The following is a 16,899-nucleotide window of genomic DNA, read 5'->3' on the forward strand; positions in this document are numbered from 1 at the left end:
AGTGAGAATGCAACTCAGTTTAAGTCATCTCGGCTACCTGCCCAACGGCCCAAAGACTCTCACGCTGCTTGCAGAAGGCGCCGAGGATCTCCCTGATACGCTGCCTTTTTTTCTTCGCCAGAACTGTCTTCGTCTGCCTAGCAAGACTCCGCAACCTGCAGGCTTTTCCGAGCGCTTCCCTGCACCTTATGACCTGATGAAGGGACACCTCGGGCCAGTTCCCTCCAGTGCTGTGTTCTACAAAGGTGAACTGCGTCGCACAAACACTCGCTGGGGGAGGTTCTGGCAGGCAGATTTCAGCAACTTCACCACGCCAGGCAGCTACCAGATTGAAACTGATAGTCAGATCTCTCCACCGTTTGCTATTCGCGAGCGCTTGTACGATCGCATCATCCTTGGCTATCTCGCGTTCCTGAAGGCACAGCGATGCGGCTGCGCCGTCTTTGGCGTACATGCCGCATGTCATCTCGATGACGGCATTCTGGATGTTGATGGATCACCGCATGATGCGGCCGGCGGCTGGCACGATGCAGGAGATTTCCGCAAATGGCTTGCTTTCACGCTGCCGCACATCGAAGCTCTCTTGAGCATCCGCGAACACTGCGAAGAAGATCTTCAGGAGGAGGGCTATGCCTCGGACGCGCTGCTGGAGGAGCTACGCTGGGGCAATCGTTTCTTTCATCGCATGATCGCAGCTTCTGGACAGGTCTACGAGGATGTAGCAGGGGGACGCGCTCCTGCAGGAAGCAAGCTCAGTTACGAACACGATTGGTGGTTTGAGAATCATCCGGGCTGCTTTGGCGATGCCAGCGATAACCGATGGACCGACAACATCGCACTCTCGGGCGATGAGCGCACGGTCCGCACGACCTACAACCCGCTTGTGCAATGGAGCTTCGTGCAGATGCAGGCGCGGGCGGCGCTGCATCTTTCAGCTAACGAAGCACGCGAGTGCGCCGCCATGGCAAAGCGCGCCGCCAACTACGGCACACGGCGCGGACACGATGGACGCACCTTGTTCCTCGCAGCCGAGTTGCGTGCTCGGCTGGAGATGCGGATTCTTCCCGAAGCTGATGATGATGCTGGCCCACTACTCGCGGTTGCGCAGCGGCTGCTCGACCGTCAGGTGCGGCACAAGGACGGACTTGCCGGCTTCTTCCTCGAAGAGGAAACAGCCAAAGATGCTTTCCGGTCGATCGCCTTCGCCGCCGAGCCGGTCTTCGCACTGCTGCGGCTCTGGGAGCTGCGTTCAAGATTTGATTCTGACGCGCTCGCCAAGCAGGCACGTACAGCTGTGATTGACTACGTGGAACGCTATCTGCTTGCCGACAGCACCAGCAATCCGTTTTCGCTGACTCCGTACGGCGTCTACCCTAATCCTCCACATCCCAAACGTCAGCTCTTTCGCAATGCCGGAGCGGGTTATGGGGTCCGCACGTTCATGCACCCATTCAACGCGCAGGGCATCGTGCACGGAACCAGTTCCGTGTTAATGGCGCACGCTCACCTGCTGGCGCGCGGCGCCGCGCTGCTCGACCGACCACAATGGCGTCCTGCCGCTGAACGACTGCTGCACTGGTGCTTCGGACACAACACGTGCAACCGTTCACTCTTCACGGGAATTGGCTATCGTCAACCTGTAGGATATTCGTTCCGCATACCCCAATTGCCGGAAGCCATGTTCGTCGGCTTCGTCGGACGGCCGGATGATACACCCTACCTGGAAGAATCAACGGCCATCGAGTGGAATACGCTTGAATACTGGAGCGTGCCCTATCAACAAGCGGCGCAGGCAGCGGTGTGGCTGCGCGGTTGACGCTCCGGAGTGCTTGACAGGCGGACAGCCGCCTAATACTCTTTATCCGTTATTCAAACACGGTGTTCGCATTTCGAAACTATCAACCACATCTCAACAAACGCAGAGGTGAGAGAATTCCGTCCCAAAACCTCATGTGGAGTATCCCCTGTCGATGATATCGCCTAGGTCGGAGCAAGAACTCGATCGATTGCTGACACAGCCGAACGCCGCGGACATCGCGTTTGCTCAACGGCTTGAGGGAGACACGATCGTCTTGGGGGCTGGCGGAAAGATGGGTCCCACTCTCGCCAAGCGTCTCCACTTGGCCCTGCGTGAAGCAGGCCGCAACGCGCGTGTCCTGGCTGCCTCACGCTTCGAGTCTGCCAGCGCCGTCGCGGAACTTCGCGATGCGGGCGTCGAGACCGTTAGCTGCGACTTTCTTGACAGCGCTAAAGTTCAAGCACTTCCGCGCGTGCCGAATGTGCTGTTTCTGGCTGGCCGAAAGTTCGGCTCCGCTGGTGATCCGGATCTTACATGGGCCATGAACACCATCGTTCCTGCCCACGTGGCCGAGCAATACCGCGATTCGCGCATCGTCGCATTCTCTACCGGAAACGTTTATCCATTCGTCACGCCGGAGCAAGGCGGCTGCGTGGAAACCGATGCACCGGCACCGCGAGGGGAATACGCTCAGTCGTGTCTTGGCCGCGAGCGTGTCTTCGAGTATTACTCCAAACATTATCAAACGCCTTATCTCCTCTTCCGGCTTAATTATGCAATCGATCTGCGATACGGCGTGCTGGTCGATATAGCGCAGCAGGTCTACGCTGGGAGACCGGTGAATCTCTCTGTGCCCGCGGTGAATGTGCTTTGGCAGGGCGATGCGAACTCCTACGCAATGCGTTCGCTGGAGCTTTGTACATCCCCGGCACGCAGTCTCAACGTGACCGGACCTGAAACGATCCAGGTTCGTCGAGCGGCGGAGTTCTTCGCAAAGCGCTTCGATCGCGAGGCGATCTTCAACGGCGAGTCGTCGGGGACCGCGCTGCTCAACAACGCAAGCGCCTGTCATGCAGCACTTGGATATCCCGAAGTGACAGCGGATCAGCTCATGGAGGCGGTCGCTACGTGGGTGGAGTCCGGGGGCACGACTTTGAATAAAGCAACCAAGTTTCAAGTTACGGATGGAAAGTTCTGATGTCGGATAGCACCCACGAATTTCGCTCTCTCCTGCAGCAGGGTCTAGTGATCCCCGCACACCCCTTGGCGCTGACAGAGGATCTGCGTCTCGATGAGCGACGCCAGAGGGCGCTGACTCGTTATTACTGCGATGCAGGCAGCGGTGGCGTAGCCGTTGGGGTTCACACGACGCAGTTTGGGATTCGGGACAGCAATGTCGGACTCTTCGAACCGGTGCTCGAACTTGCAATGGAGGAAGTGCGCGCCTTTGAACATCGCACCGCTAAACGGCTCGCCAAGATTGGCGGGATCTGTGGCGACACGCGCCAGGCATGCGCTGAAGCTGCCACGATCCGCAAACTTGGTTACGATGGCGGCCTGCTGAGCTTAGCCGCTCTCGCCGATGCCTCCAATGCGGAACTAATTGAGCATTGCCGCGCTGTCGGCGACAATGCGCCAATCATCGGCTTCTACTTACAGCCGGCTGTTGGCGGCCGTCCGCTGAATGCTGCGTTCTGGGAAAAATTTGTAGAGATCGAATCCGTCGTCGCCATCAAGGTGGCCTCCTTCGACCGGTATCAAACGATGGAGGTTTTGCGCACCGTCGCACATAGCGGCCGTGGAGACGAGATCGCCCTCTACACAGGGAACGATGACAACATTGTTGCCGACCTCCTTACCGAATTTCGCTTTGGCGATCGCACGGCCCACTTCGTCGGAGGCTTGCTGGGCCAATGGGCAGTGTGGACAAGCCGAGCCGTCGAACTGCTGCAGACTGTTCAGGAAGTGAAGCGCAACCGCGCGCGGCTCGACACTGTGCTGGCACGAGGTGCCGAGATCACCGACGCTAACGCCGCCATCTTCGATGCCCGACATGAGTTCCGCGGCTGCATCCCTGGCATTCATGAAGTTTTGCGCAGACAGGGGCTCCTCGGCAACCGCGTTTGTCTTGATCCCCACGAGTCGCTCTCGCCGGGGCAGTTGGAGGAGATCGATCGAGTCTATGCAGCGTATCCTTTGTTGAATGACGACCAATTCGTCGCAGAGCATCTGGACCGTTGGTTGTCCTAGCCATTCGGGATCATCTCGCAGATCCTGTCGTTAATAACTTCCAATCGCACCGCGAGCGCGATTGCAACCGGCAGGCCGAGCAGGTGCCATGAACGAGAAGACGATTGCAACAATCGCGCTCAGGGACCACTGCTTCGCGGATTTGCAGGCAGTGCTTCGCGAGGCGGCCCACTGGGTTGAAGCCGCCTCCCTACAGGGCGCGGACCTCGCCGTCCTGCCTGAGACGATCAACCTGCTGCATCAATCGGCACGCGACGCTCCCCTTGAACATTCCGCTCTGGATGACTGGCGAAGTGAGACAGCCATGCTCCGCGAAGGCGCGGCCAAACATCGGATATCGCTTGTGCTTCCACTGCTCGTGCGCGATGGGACAACTCTTGCCAACCGATTTTATTTGCTCTCACGTGACGGAGCTGAGGTCGGTTTCTATCAAAAGCAGGTTCCCGCCACGGGCGAGCGCCTTGCCGGAGTTCAACCCGCAAGCAACACGCCGCTTCGTTGGGAGGGTCTCACGTTGGGCGGAGGCATCTGCATTGATGTCTACTTCCCCCACAGCGTCTTCGATCCGCAAATGGAGGCTGGAGCGGATCTTTTTGTCATCCCAAGCATGACACCGGCCGGAGCGTTCCTCGATTCTTGCGCAGTTCTGTATGGCGTTCCGTTCGTGCTTGCCTACTCTCCTTGGAGTCGCATCCTTGATCGTGATGGCAAGGAACTCGCGGCGGGCGGCTTACGTTCGGAGACGTTGCGCGCCGGCTTTGGTACGCCGCTGCAGCAGGCGTGCATCAACTTCAATGCGGTAAGCCTCTTCGCGGACTTCAATGGCGAAAAGATCCAGGCTCTGCAGCGGCATTACGGTCCCAAAGTCCGCGTTCGTTTCGAACAGTCCAACTGCCTTTTCTTTGTAGAGTCGCGCTCAGTCGACCTTTCCATCGGCGAAATTATGCGAGAGTTTGGTCTTGTCTCGCGCCGAGACTACTTCGCTCAACTTGACCCTGAAGTCACTACACGCTCCTCTGCCAAAAACACTCTTTGAAGGAACACGCACACTTATCGTGAAACCCCTCGCTGAAAATCGGCCTCTGAACGTTGCAGTCATCGGTTGTGGCTCCGTCGCTCGTGCGCAACATATCCCTAACATTGTTCAATCTCCAAGAATGGTTTTACATACCTGCGTCGATCTCGATGACGCAGTCCTTGCTGAGTGCCAGGACGTCTTTGGTGCGCTGCATATCCGCAAAGACTTCGAAGGAGCGATCAACGATCCTGAGGTTGACATGATCTGCCTCGCAACCACGGAGAAGCTTCGGCTACCCGTGATCGCTCTCGCCGCGAAGGCCGGCAAGGCTGTCTACGTCGAGAAGCCGCTGGCGGCAACCCTCGAAGAAATGCGCGAGATTCAGCGCGTGGTGACCAGTGCGGGCATACCGTTTTGCGTAGGCCACAATCGCCGCGCCAGTCCCGCAATGCTCGATGCGCAACAAATTTTTCGCCAGCACATGACCCATCCGCAACCATGCCCCTGGCGCTGGCGGCGCGCAGGCGACCATCTTCCAGCTCTTCCCGACGACGGGGTTCCATCCGTTTCCGTACGCATCAACGACGACTGGTACAGCTGGAAGGGTTGGGTCTTCGACAAGTCCCAGGCACCTCACGGCCCCATGCTCTTCGAGATGACGCACTTCACCGACGTCTGCAACTGGTTCCTTGCGGAAGAGCCCGTGGAGGTAACCGCTGTCGCAACGGGAATGCTCAACCTGGCCGTCATCGTCCGCTATCAGAGTGGCGCGCTGGCAACGATCGTACTCGGCAACAACGGCACCATGGGCTATTGCAAAGAGCTGTATGAGTTCCTGGGGAATGGCGCCTATCTTGCCGTCGATCACATGCTGGAAGTGCGCACAGTTGGAATCGGAGGCGCGGCAGCAAGAACAACCTACCCCATGGTGCACGACCGTCATCCGCAGATCGGTGTAGAGGGAGGCGTCCCAGGTTGGCTCGCCAAGAAGCGTGCCGCGTGCGAAGAAGCAACCACGCATAACGATCCTGTCCTTCAGTTCACGGCTGAACCCGACAAGGGACATGCCCACGCGCTGGAGCGGTTCGTCGATCAGATACTGGGCATTGGCCCCGAAGTCTGCGGCGTCGACGCGGCCGTGCTAGCGACTCGTGTTGCGTTTGCTGCTATCCAGTCGGCACGCGAAAGGAGACCTGTTGCGCTTGCAGAAGTTGGGTTGTGAAGGCGCATTCAACGACACTGCCTTTTCGTGCCGAAGCGGCCTCTTTCGATGTCGGAACCGAATTGAGCAACTTTAGCTTTTTACACAGCAGAAAGGCCTGAATGCGAAGAACGACGAAAATTTGGTCGCACACGGCCGGGGCGCTTCTTATCTTCCTGACACTGTGGTTGGACACATCGTGTGCGCAAGACGCGTCTTCGACCGCGCAACCTGTGGCCAGCGTCCATCCGCTGATCGGCACTGGCGGCGATCCGGAGAACGGCGCAAATCTCTACCCCGGAGCCGTCAGACCCTTCGGCATGGTTCAGCTCAGCCCAGATACAGAAGATCACGGCTATGGCTATCACACCGTTCAAAGTTGGATTAAAGGCTTCAGCATGACCCACATGAGCGGGGTCGGCTGCGCGAACCAGGGCGACGTATTCTTTACCGCGACCACCGGCCCTATCGCCACGCAGGTCGCAGACTATCAAACACCTTACTCGCACAACTCAGAAAGCGCGTCCCCCGGCTACTACCAGGTCCAGCTTCTGCAATGGGGCATCCGCGCCGAGCTCAGCGCTACGGAACGAACCGGCATCGCGCGATTCACCTTCCCTGCCCATCAGGTCTCCAATATCTTGGTGCCCATCAGCCATACGCTGAACCACACGGCTGCAGCATCCGTCCGCGTCGTCGGCGACCGCCGCATTGAAGGCTTTGTCGAGAACCACCTCTTCTGCAACAGGACACCGACCTACAAGGTGTACTTCGTTATGGTCTTCGACAGGCCATTCACTTCGTTCGGCACCTGGTTCGGCAAGTGGGTCGACGACCAGGATCGCGGTGGCACTGTCGCCCCCGGCACACGTTCAGCCGAGCAGACCAGCCACGAGCAATCAACTGGCGCCTACGCGAATTGGGCGACGGAAGATCATGAGCAGGCAGTTACGGCCAAGATTGGCATCTCGTATGTCGATGTCGCAGGCGCGGACAAGAATCTACAGTCCGAAGCTGCCGGCAGCGACTTCACCAGCATCCACCAAGCCGCTACGAGTGAATGGAACAAAGAGCTAAGCAACATTGAAGTCTCGGACGGCTCCGCAAAAAATCACACGGTCTTCTATACCGCGCTCTATCACAGCCTCCTCATGCCCTCGCTCTTCGACGACGCAGATGGCCGCTATCTCGGCTTCGATGGAAAGATCCATACCATTCCCCCCGGTCACCATGTCTACACAAATTTTTCCGGTTGGGACATCTACCGCAGTGAGGTTCCTCTGCTTGCCATAGTCGAGCCGCAGCGCCTGCAAGACATGGCGCAGTCTGTCGTCTTGATGTACCAGCAAGGTGGCTGGATCGATCGCTGGCCGCAGATCAATCTCTACACAGAAGATATGGTTGGCAGCCCGCTCTCCATCGCACTCGCAACGGCGTACCTTGACGGACTTCACAGCTTTGACATCCATACCGCCTGGGAAGCCATGCAGAAGGATGCCACCGAGGCTCCTCCGCCCGGCCATCCCTACGTCGGAGAAGAAGGCATCGACTGGATCAACAAGCTCCAATATCTTCCTGCCGACAAGGTGACGTACGGCTCGGTTGCGATGACCCAAGAATACTCGCTCGCCTACGCGTCCCTATCCCGTCTCGCGGTCGCGCTCGGAAAAACCACTGACGCTCAGCGCCTGTACGACCGCGCGCTCAACTATCGCAACCTCTTCGATCTCGAAGACAAGTTCTTCCGCCCACGCAATGCCGATGGTACCTGGGTGCAAGGATTCAATCCTGCGCAAGATAGTCATGGATTCGTCGAAGGCACCGGCTGGCACTATCGCTCGTTCGCTCCTGCCGACCTCGGCTGGTTGGTGAAGGCCTTCGGACAAGAACGATTCAACGCAGCGATGACGGAATTCTTCAACTATCCCTCGCCCGGATGGTATGGGCAGTACTACAACCCCTACAACGAAACCGACATTCAGGCGCCGTTCGTCTTCAACTTTTCCGGCCAGCCGTGGAAGTCACAACAGGTGGTTCGACGAGTCCTGAAGGAAAACTACACGGACGCTCCTGACGGCGTCCCCGGCAACGACGATTGCGGAGCCATGTCGTCATGGGCTGTCCTCAGTATGTTGGGCATCTACAGCGTGGACCCGTCAAGCCTCGCCTATGAGCTGGTTAGCCCGGTCTTTTCGAAAGCCGTCGTGCATCTGCATTCACCCTATCCGGGAAAGGCCTTCACCATCACAACCAGTGAACATCCTGACACCACGCCATACATTCAGAATGTCACACTGAATGGTCGCGAACACTCCCAAAACTGGATCGCCTTTCACAACATCACAGACGGCGGCACGTTGCACTTCGACCTTGGCGCTGTTCCCAATCGGCACTGGGGTGCGGCTCCTGAAGACGCACCTCCCTCGCTCAGCGACGCGCCGCCCGTAACCCGGTAGCGCATCAGGCCTCGAAAATCCCGCACGCCGCACAGAAAGGATCTCCCGGATGAAACGCCGAACCTTCCTTGAGTTAGCTAGCCTGGGCCTGGCCAACACGCTCACTCCGCGAACTCTCGTGACGCAGGCAGCACCACACACTCGGCCGATCAGGCAGGATCAGCAGCAGACCGCAACTGAGGCCTATGGCTCGGGACACTTCGGCCGTTGGCAAACCGATGCCCACGGTCTCCCCGCCTACCGATATACCTGCAATCAACTCACTGACCCGCTCGCCGTATTGCCTGTCGATAAGGTTTGGCGCTCACCCACCGATCATATGCATCAGGTAGGCAACGACCGTCTCGTTGCCATCGCTTCCAACTACGGCCATGTGCAGGTTCGTCAGGATGAAGGCAGTCCAAAGTTCCTCAACGACTTCTGCCCGGAGGAAGATCGCTATGGAGCTGGAATCGGCTTCCTGGCAGACGATAATGGCTTCGTTCTCAGCACGTACTACACTGGCGCCGCCACAACCTTCGATCGCGTCTTCGGCATGGGCTACCTGCAGAAGCGCGTCGCGGCACACGCGTACGTTGTCGATCAGATCATCTTCGCTCCCTATGGCGATGACCCAGTCCTCATCTCTCAAGTCACCATCACAAACCAATCCGCCCAAACGGTCAGGCCTCGCTGGGTGGAGTATTGGGGTTGCCAAAACTACCAGTTCTCCTGGCGCTCGCTCATGGAGTCCGGCGTTCTCCCAGCGGCTCCAACAGCGGTCAAACGTCGTCGCGACTTTGCTGCTCGCTTCTCTCATCGCTTCCGCAAGCTACTCGGCAGCAAAGGGCTTCTTGAAACGCAGACCTTCCTCGGACGCACCCCCGAAGAGCAGCTTGCTTGGCAACAGACGCAGGAATCTCTCCGTGCGAAACCGACAGGGTTCTTCGGCGGCTCGACCGCTCCTCTAGCTGCCGGCACCGCAATGGAAGATCTCGCGCCGCCGCCCACCTTCCTGGTTTCACTCGATGCGCCAGCCGACTACTTTGCGACCAGCGGCAAACGATTCTTCGACGGCAGCATCGAGCATCCGCCTGGAATGACGGCATCCCTCGACAACGACCTGAGCGTGCAGGGACCTGAAAGCGCATTCTTGCTGGAGCGAAAACTCGTCTTGAAACCCGGCGAGAGCCGCACCCTAAGCTTCCTCTACGGCTATCTTCCTGAAGGCTTCTCCGCAGATGAACTCATCGCTAGGTACAGCGTTGAACCAGCATCACATTGGCCGCGATCCTGCGCTAAGTGGAAGTCGATTGCTCCCATCTTTCGCACGCCGGCTCACCCGTGGGTAGAACGCGAAGCTATGTGGAGCAGCTACTACCTGCGCAGCGGTCTGACCTACGACAGCTTCTTCCGTGAACACATTCTTTCTCAGGGGGCGAGCTACCAATATCTCGCCGGCCTGCAGGGCGCGGCTCGCGATCCGCTTCAGCACGTGCTGCCCTTCATCTTTACCGATCCTCATCTTGTCCGGTCGGTTCTCCGTTACACCCTCAAAGAGATCCAGTCCGACGGCTCCATCCCATACGCGATCGTCGGTCATGGTATCCCGATGCCATGCGTCTACCAGCCCAGCGACCTGCAGCTGTGGGTGCTCTGGGTGGCCAGCGAGTACGTGCTCGCAACTCGCGACCGGGAATTTCTCCAGGAGCGTATTCCGCTGTACCCACGCCACGATACGAGACCCGACGACCCCACGGTCCTCGACCTCCTGTCCCGTTGCTTTACGTACTTTACTTCCACAATTGGCGTCGGACGACATGGTTTACAACGCCTCTTCAACGGCGATTGGAATGACAGCATCGTGTACACCCATCTCACGCCAGAACAGAGGGAAGAAGTGGTTCCAATCGGCGAGAGCGTTCTAAACTCCGCGATGGCGGCCTACGTCCTCGACTACTATGCGGAGATGCTCGACGGCCTCGGCCACCACGAACCGGCCACCCTGGCCCGCGCAAAAGCAAAAGCTCAACGCGAAGCCGTAAGCGCCCAGTGGCATGACAGATGGTACCGCCGCGCGTGGCTCGATGAAAACCTCGGTTGGATGGGCGAAAAGCAAATGTGGCTGGAACCCCAGCCATGGGCTATGATCGGCGGCTGTGTGCCTAAAGAGAAGATCACAGCCCTGGTGACGACAATCGATGACTTGGTGCGCAAGCCTTCACCGATCGGCGCAATGTTGCTGAGTCAACCCGACCCGACCATGAAAGATGAGCCAGGTACCGGCACCAACGGAGGCATCTTCTACGCGATCAACGGGACCCTCATCTGGGCTCTCGCATTGGAAAACGGCGAGATGGCTTGGGACGAGTGGAAGAAGAACACCCTCGCTCGCCACGCCGAGATCTACCCGGACAAGTGGTTCGGCATCTGGAGCGGCCCCGATGCTTATCACTCAGTGCAATCCACGCAACCCGGCGGTACAGGAGTGGACTTTCCTGTCCTCAACATGCACGCACACGCGTGGCCTCTTTACGCATCCGTTAAGCTTCTTGGTGCCAAGTTTCGCCGGGACGGCATTCACTTCAAGCCAGATCTTCCTCTCGACGACTACGAGTTCAACACTCCCCTCCTGGGATTTAAAAAGACGTCCGCAGGATACTCCGGCTGGTATGCACCAATGACCGCCGGATACTGGCGCATCGAAATCACTTTGCCAGAGAAGATATTCCATCGCCTCAAGAACCTCACCGTAAACGGCAAGCAGGAAGCACTGCATTCGGACGATGGGTGGACCAGCTTTGGAGGCAGCAGTTCACCAAATGCACCGCTGCGATGGGATATTACCTTCGGCTAGCTGTAGTTAGTCAGTAGCAGGCACTTCCCTGCCGTCTCCACCGTTGAAGGTCCGACATTATTGATCATTATTGATCTGTCAAATAGCCACAGCCCACCCTAGCGCGCCACAAATCCACGTCCTCAATCATTCAACATGCAAAACCCGAAAATCATTGCCTGATTGTTGCCATTTTAACATCTCGCAGATAAACAAGCCTCGTGATATCTTTCACGACTTTTTTGCACTTAACGCCGCCGATGGGAGCGAAGATACGGGTTCAGGGAGAAACCAGCAGGGTCTCTCCCCACACGGTCAATTGCCATGTACTTCCAAAGCAGAAACGTTTGAAAGGGCAGACTTCTATTTTAGAATTGCAGACATGGCAGCTGCCAATCCTACATCGTGTCCAATGGCGATGTCCGACGCCGTTGCCTTAACCAGGATGTCCGGAGTCACCCCGGCGTCCGGCACTGGACCGGGAGGAAATGTGCCAATGAGCGGCAGGTCCATCTCTATGCTTGAATGCGCAAGCCGCAGAAAGAAGAAAGCACCGCCATTGATTCCTCGCTGGCTTCCGCCGGTTGGCTGACCGATGAGCGTGCCAAGATGGTGACTCTGGATATTCTGTGCGAACTGAAAAGTCGCGGAGCTATTGCTTGCGTCGATTAAGACGAAGACTTTTCCATGGAAGCGCTTGCTTGCCGGCTTGATAATGTCTCCGTTGGCATCGTCGTCGTAACGAGCGAGCTTCAGGTACGCCACGCCTGTCGGTGCAGTCGGCCATGCTTCGGGTAGATCAACTGCGGAATTTCCCCAATCACGAAAACTTTTGTCCCAGGTGTCTAGATAGGGAACGAGCTCGTCGGGAACCTTGCGATAGCGGACGAGGCGGCGCATGGACGAGAGAGTAATAGGCTGATCGATGAGATGCGGGATGATCTCGTTACCGACATCGTCTCCCCCTTCGTTTCCGCGAAGGTCAAGTATGAGCGCGGAAGCGTTGCGGGTGGCAGCATCATCCAAATGCTCGTTCAGCCACTGTTTCCAATTCCACTTGCTGTCATAAAGTGCCCACGTTGGCATCTTGAGGTATCCGCTTCCATCCGACAGGTATTTCCAGAAGAACAACGCTCCGTCGCCGCCTTTGCGTTGTTCTTCGCGCCGCTTTATGGGGGCAATCCGTTCTTCGAAGGTCAACGGAGTAACGGAAATCTGCTCGACCTTTTGACTCATCGGTTTCCGTATGAGCAAGGTGTCGTTGGCCATCTTTTGCGGGAAGAACATCGGGTAGTACAGGTCGAATGTCTCGTAGCTGCTGTCGCCGTTTACGGCAAGCTGCGCGACACGTTTGCTATCGTTGGCTCCATCGGCACGTGCGACGCTAAGGAGCCGCATAAGAATCACCGACGCGGCAACACCGTTGATCCGGGTTACCTCGGTGCCGGGAGGAAGAAGGTGGTCCGTCGTGAAGTCTCGCATGACGATCATATGTCCATCAAGCCAATCGAAGTAGAACGGGAGCCGCGTTGGGCTCTTGAAGAGAGTCTCAATCAACGACTTCGGCTGATTGAATGGATTCGCTTGGGTGTGACCACAACGGATTTTCGCGGCAAATTCCGAAAAGGCGAGGAAGGCGTCCTGCAAACTCTGGTCGTGATCCAACTGGCGACTGAGTGTTGCGAAATCCTTATCCATCTCCGCCTTGCTGTTGTAGCGGTAGAGGCCCGGATGCAGTTGCTCATACGCGCTGCGCAGGACGGCAACATCTTCCTGCAGACCGCCGGTTTTCAATACTGGAGAGGAGTCAACCTGCCCATAGCAGGTCGTAGCAATAACGAACGCCAGCGAAAGTCTGAAGAAAGATTTCATGTAGTAAGCGGATTACGGTAAGGATAAATCTGTTTATGTTCGATCGTTCAACAGTGTGCCCACTTTTCAGCGTGATCCAACATCCTTAGCATCATTGATGCATTCGGGCGAACGGAGGGATAGAAAGCCGAAGCGGTGTATTTTCTATCCTATTGCCACAATTGGAGAGTAATTTTCTATCCATCTCTCAGCTTGAGCCACGAGCTCTAAACCGGGACGAACAGTCATGGCGATGCGCCGTTTGTGACTCTCGGGCTTTTCTGAAGCCAACTTTTCTCCATTTAGATCGCACGGATGTTTGGAGCGCAAAATATTCACACTACGAAAGCTCCGAAGAGCGCGGTGCGATTAAGGCTTAGGATAACTAACAGGCTACCGCGAATAGCACAGCTGGGCTCAAGACTCTATGCGCAGGAATATGGGAAAAACAAAACCTTCAGAAGTTGTAATAGTCGGAGCGGGCCCGGGCGGACTGGCAGTGGCGATGCTCCTGGCGAAGGCAGGAGTTCAAGTTACTGTCCTCGAGAAGCGCAGCCAAGTTGGAGGGAGGACCTCGACGATTGAACGGGGCGGCTTCAAGTTCGACATTGGTCCAACGTTCTTCTTGTACCCAAAGGTCCTAAGAGAAATCTTCAAGACGTCAGGATATGACTTGGATGTCGAAGTGCCGATGACTCGGCTTGATCCTCAGTATAGGTTGGTGTTCGGCGCAGGAGGTGAGTTGTTGGCAACGCCAGATGCGGAGCGCATGAGGCAGGCAATTGCCACGATCTCGCCGCAGGATGCGGCTCGTCTCGATAACTTCATGACGCAGAATCGAAAAAAGCTCACTAGTTTTATCCCGTTTCTGCAATCACCCTTCGAGAGCTGGAAGGATTTGGCAAAACCAGGAATGATGAAGCTTCTGCCCTTGCTGGCTCCTTGGCGTTCCCTAGATCAAGATCTACAGCAGCACTTCAAGGATGAGAGGATCCGACTCGGCTTCAGCTTTCAGTCGAAATATCTAGGAATGAGTCCATTCCAATGCCCTAGTCTATTTTCTATTCTCTCGTTTCTCGAATATGAACATGGAGTGTTTCATCCGACAGGCGGGTGCGGGGCTGTTACACAGGCAATGGCGAGAATCGCTCGAGAAATGGGGGTAAAGATTCTGCTCAACGAGCCGGTAGAGCAAGTCTTCGTGGAGAACGGAAAGGCAATCGGCGTAAAAACAACGCGCCATAGCTTGCCCGCAGATGCAGTCGTGGTGAACGCAGACTTCGCAGGTGCGATGCGGCAGATGATTCCGAATCATCAACGAAGAAAATGGACAAACGAAACGCTGGCTAAGAAGGATTATTCGTGTTCGACGTTCATGATGTATCTGGGAATCGATGGGTGCTACGACGAGGTATCACATCACACGATCTACCTGGCTGAAAATTACAGGCAGAACCTGAAGGATATTGAAACGCTACACCGCCTCTCAGACAACCCGTCGTTTTATGTTCAGAATGCTAGTGTCACAGACTCAACGCTGGCTCCAAAGGGCAGCAGCACCTTATATGTACTGCTACCAGTTACACATGAGACTGGATCAAAAGGGAGCAACTCTGTGGATTGGGAAATGGAGACCCCACGGTTCCGAAAGCTAGCCTTTAAACAATTGGAGAAGATAGGAATCACGGATGTCGAGAGACGAATACGAACAGAGAAGATTATTACCCCATCAGATTGGAGCAGCGAGTTCAATCTTTACAAAGGAGCGACCTTTAGCATGGCGCACTCGTTGAAACAAATGCTGCATCTACGTCCTCATAATCGATTCGAGGACATCGGACAGATGTATCTGGTCGGTGGAGGAACACACCCGGGCAGCGGATTGCCTGTCATCTTCGAGTCGGCCCGAATTACATCACGACTCTTGCTGCAAGACATGAAGATTGAGCCTCGCTGGGAGTCCGTATCACCGATATCCGACGATGAGTTGGTCGGCGTGGCATCATAACAATGCCCATCTCTGCGATCGGGGAAGAGGCACCTCTCAGTAGATCATCACGTATGGACGAAGCCGAGGAAGTCAACGCCATTGAATTTTCTTTGCGTCGCGAAGCGCAGCTGACATGGGCCAACTTGCCGATACAGAGGCGCCTTGATGTGTTGCGGCGTGCCAGGTTTGCGATGTCGCGCATGGCCGACGCATTCTCAGACGCAATACCATCTCATCTGTGCCGGACGCCTGCAGATACCAGAGTCGCAGAGGTCTTGCCACTGCTTGCGGCGTGCCGATTTCTGGAACAAAGAGCAGAGAAGATTCTCGAGGTCCAACGATTGGGCAGCCGACGGCGCCCTTTTTGGCTGGCAGGCCTCATCAGCGAGGTTCAGCGCGTACCCTACGGAGTTGTTCTTATTTTGGGACCAGCGAACTATCCACTTTTCTTACCCGGAGTACAGACTTTGCAGGCATTAGCTGCTGGCAATGCAGTAATGTTAAAACCTGGGCATGGCGGCGGCCCGATAGCGAAACTCTTTGCCGAAGCGCTCTATGCTGCGAACCTTCCACGTTCGTTGTTGGAGGTGACCGATGATTCGGTCGAGGCGGCAGAGGAGGCTCTACGGTCCTCCGTGGACAAGGTGATCTTCACAGGTTCCGCTCAGACTGCGCGAACAGTACTGCGAGTATGCGCGGAAAAGATAATCCCATGTGTGATCGAGGCATCGGGATGTGACGCTGTCGTGGTGCTACCTTCGGCCAATTTGAAGCGAGTTGTGAGGGCCATAACGTTTGGTATGCGTCTGAATGGCTCGGCTACGTGCATGGCGCCGCGAAGGCTATTGCTGTTGGGTGCATCCGAGGATCGAAAGAGGACGCTGGTCGGGATGTTGTCCACTGCGTTCAATGAATGCAGGCCGGTGCATCTTGGCGAGACGCCGCGAGCGAATTTGGGCGAGATGTTTCACGAGGCGGAGCGTTTAGGCGCTCACGTGCATGGCTCTATCAATACAGAGCAACGGCCTATCCTGGTGACTGAAGTAAAACCCGGGATGCGTCTGGCCCAAGCCGATCTGTTCGCTCCTGTGCTCTCGATGATCGACATATCGAGCGAGACAGAAGTGCTGGCGGCGCAGAAGGCCTGCCCTTTTGCGCTGACGGCGTCGGTATTCGGCGATGAGGCAGAAGCCAAACGTTTGGCATCAACGCTCAACGTGGGCAACGTGCTGATTAACGACGTCATCGTTGCTACTGTGGATCCGCGGACCCCGTTCGGCGGACGAAAAGAAAGCGGCTACGGAACCACCCGCGGCACTGAGGGACTTCTCGAGATGACTACTGCCAAGGTGGTTACAGTGCAACGCAACAAGAGCGTTCGCCACTACGAAGTAACAGGAGATCAGCATCGCGAGTTGTTCGATGGAGTAATCCTGGCATCGCACTCGCAAACGATACATCAACGGTGTCAAGGCTTAGCTAGAGCAGTAGGAGCCGCAATGCGGCTTCGCCGGAAGTAG

The 16,899-nt window shown here is 56.6% G+C and carries 10 protein-coding genes; 9 read left to right on the forward strand and 1 reads right to left on the reverse strand.

Annotated features, from left to right (window positions below; translation table 11 throughout):
• The first annotated feature begins 7 nt into the window (after positions 1 to 7).
• The 7 genes from RBB75_RS19360 to RBB75_RS19390 all read left to right on the forward strand — a co-directional run bounded on the left by RBB75_RS19360 (position 8) and on the right by RBB75_RS19390 (position 11,559).
• Positions 8 to 1,816, forward strand: a complete 1,809-nt coding sequence (locus RBB75_RS19360; protein ID WP_353069013.1) for a glycoside hydrolase family 9 protein — start codon at positions 8 to 10, stop codon at positions 1,814 to 1,816.
• Between the two features lie 190 nt (positions 1,817 to 2,006).
• On the forward strand, positions 2,007 to 2,996 hold the full coding sequence (locus tag RBB75_RS19365) for an NAD-dependent epimerase/dehydratase family protein (protein ID WP_257030942.1): 990 nt from the start codon (positions 2,007 to 2,009) through the stop codon (positions 2,994 to 2,996).
• Positions 2,996 to 4,048 (forward strand): dihydrodipicolinate synthase family protein, encoded by a 1,053-nt coding sequence (locus RBB75_RS19370; RefSeq protein WP_179638253.1) that lies wholly within the window; start codon positions 2,996 to 2,998, stop codon positions 4,046 to 4,048. The genes RBB75_RS19365 and RBB75_RS19370 overlap by 1 nt, the downstream gene beginning before the upstream one ends.
• A gap of 88 nt (positions 4,049 to 4,136) precedes the next feature.
• Positions 4,137 to 5,084, forward strand: a complete 948-nt coding sequence (locus RBB75_RS19375; protein ID WP_353069014.1) for a carbon-nitrogen hydrolase family protein — start codon at positions 4,137 to 4,139, stop codon at positions 5,082 to 5,084.
• A gap of 19 nt (positions 5,085 to 5,103) precedes the next feature.
• Positions 5,104 to 6,288 (forward strand): Gfo/Idh/MocA family oxidoreductase, encoded by a 1,185-nt coding sequence (locus RBB75_RS19380; protein WP_353069015.1) that lies wholly within the window; start codon positions 5,104 to 5,106, stop codon positions 6,286 to 6,288.
• Positions 6,289 to 6,389: 101 nt separating this feature from the next.
• The gene (locus tag RBB75_RS19385; RefSeq protein ID WP_218884542.1) at positions 6,390 to 8,723 is read left to right on the forward strand and encodes a GH92 family glycosyl hydrolase; all 2,334 of its coding nucleotides are present in this window, start codon (positions 6,390 to 6,392) and stop codon (positions 8,721 to 8,723) included.
• Between the two features lie 49 nt (positions 8,724 to 8,772).
• Positions 8,773 to 11,559 (forward strand): GH36-type glycosyl hydrolase domain-containing protein, encoded by a 2,787-nt coding sequence (locus RBB75_RS19390; RefSeq protein ID WP_353069016.1) that lies wholly within the window; start codon positions 8,773 to 8,775, stop codon positions 11,557 to 11,559.
• 342 nt (positions 11,560 to 11,901) lie between these two features.
• On the opposite strand, the gene RBB75_RS19395 is transcribed toward RBB75_RS19390, so the two are convergent.
• Positions 11,902 to 13,410, reverse strand: a complete 1,509-nt coding sequence (locus RBB75_RS19395; RefSeq protein ID WP_179638258.1) for a S41 family peptidase — start codon at positions 13,408 to 13,410, stop codon at positions 11,902 to 11,904.
• 406 nt (positions 13,411 to 13,816) lie between these two features.
• Between RBB75_RS19395 and crtI the strand changes: the two genes are divergently transcribed.
• Both crtI and RBB75_RS19405 read left to right on the forward strand, forming a co-directional pair.
• Positions 13,817 to 15,397 (forward strand): phytoene desaturase family protein, encoded by a 1,581-nt coding sequence (crtI, locus tag RBB75_RS19400; protein WP_257030944.1) that lies wholly within the window; start codon positions 13,817 to 13,819, stop codon positions 15,395 to 15,397.
• Between the two features lie 53 nt (positions 15,398 to 15,450).
• Complete coding sequence (locus RBB75_RS19405; protein ID WP_179638259.1) at positions 15,451 to 16,899, forward strand: aldehyde dehydrogenase family protein; 1,449 nt, start codon at positions 15,451 to 15,453, stop codon at positions 16,897 to 16,899.

Origin of the sequence: Tunturibacter empetritectus (assembly GCF_040358985.1) — a bacterium.
GTDB classification, from domain to species: Bacteria; Acidobacteriota; Terriglobia; order Terriglobales; family Acidobacteriaceae; genus Edaphobacter; species Edaphobacter empetritectus.